This window comes from Ornithinibacter sp., from assembly GCF_035443565.1.
In the GTDB taxonomy this organism is placed as follows: domain Bacteria; phylum Actinomycetota; class Actinomycetes; order Actinomycetales; family Dermatophilaceae; genus Fodinibacter.
In genome coordinates this window covers 1-1,470 of sequence record NZ_DAORSO010000350.1, presented here as the reverse complement: position 1 = coordinate 1,470, position 1,470 = coordinate 1, and the positions used below count along the sequence as shown (strand labels likewise).

Here is a 1,470-nt window from a genome sequence, read left to right as displayed (position 1 = left end):
GCCGTCGATAAATTAACAAAAAGGCTCACTTTCTTTTAGAGTTAGCACGAATTATTTTCGTGGAATAATGAACTTCTAAAAAAAGAAAGGAGCCTTAAGATGCAAAATACAAAAAATGATTTTTATAATCACTACATCGCTTTGGATTGGTCGAAAGAAAATTTTGCTTTAGCATCAATTCGTAATAACGGTGCGAAATACAATGTGGAAGAACATCCGTCTAGTATTAAGAAATTAAAAGAATGCCTGAGTAAATATTCAGGTAAAAAGATTTTAACAATTGAAGAAACAACTACTGCACACTGGCTTTATGTCGAACTCTTTGATCTTGTGGATAAGATCTTAATTTGCGAACCTTATTATAACAGCTTATTAAAAAGTGGTCCAAAAAATGACAAGAGTGATGCAGTAAAGTTATGCACGCTTTTGAGACACAGATCTTTAAAGGAAGTATTTCATACAACTGACGAATTATATAGGTTAAGAAAACTTGTCAGTTCTTATGACGACTTTATAAAATCTATTGTTAGATTAAAGAATCAAAGGTCAGCAATGTTTCTTTCAGAAGGGAAAGATCATAAGAAAGAAAAGATACTCTCAGGAAATGAAATTAATTTGTTTGTAACTCAACAGCAAAACTTAATAATTGAGCAAACAGAGGGTGTCAGAAAGGAATATGTGAAAATATTCAGAAAACTAAAACGGGAAAATCAGACAGTAAGTCAACTGAACCAGGTACCCGGTATAGCCGAGGTATTATCAGTAACAATACTGTCAGTAGTAATAGATGCAAACCGTTTCGAAGATAAATATAAATATTATGCTTACTGCGGACTTGTGAAATATAAAAAAGACAGTGGCGGAAGAAACTACGGTAAAAGGAATGTTCGATACAGCAGACCTTTGAAAAGCAGTTATAAAATAGCTGCCAATGCTGCGATCGGAGGCAATAATGATGTCAGAGAATATTATGAATATTTAATACAAAATAATACAAGCATCGAAGATGCCAGAAACCAAATAGCGAGATATATAGCAAAAGTAACTTATGCGATAATGAAATATAAAACAGATTACCGGCCCTATCAGTGGCGAGAAAACATGGAATAAAATCTCAAAGATATTAAAGCCGGTTAATCTAAATTAACGATCTATAATTCGGAAGAAAGGTTCACACACCAACATACTCCTCAGAGAGTCAACCCATGTCGATTAACCTCTTCCGGTTAAAATTATAATTTACAATAGCCTACGAGGCTCACATAGACGTTTAATATTAAAAACCGAAAAGAATTAAAGTAAAGAAAGATCGAAAAAAACTTTAGATTAAAAGTGAGCTTTAATTATATCTAAGAGATCAGCTTTCTCCAGCTGGGTAAGTGAGCCCCATAAATCAGCAGGTAAAAAACTGATGTTTTTTATCAGGGGTGAGAAATGTACTTGATTTATTTGTTAATAGATGTTGGTGTT

The 1,470-nt window shown here is 33.0% G+C and carries 1 protein-coding gene; it reads left to right on the top strand.

The annotated features are described in order from the left end of the window. Positions 1–99: 99 nt before the first annotated feature. The gene (locus PLL68_RS15115) at positions 100–1,110 is read left to right on the top strand and encodes an IS110 family transposase (RefSeq protein ID WP_324535511.1); all 1,011 of its coding nucleotides are present in this window, start codon (positions 100–102) and stop codon (positions 1,108–1,110) included. Positions 1,111–1,470 lie beyond the last annotated feature (360 nt).

What these genes read in the sequence shown, in the direction of transcription:
- PLL68_RS15115 (WP_324535511.1), top strand. Translation starts at nt 100, where the DNA reads ATGCAAAATACAAAAAATGATTTTTATAATCACTACATCGCTTTGGAT.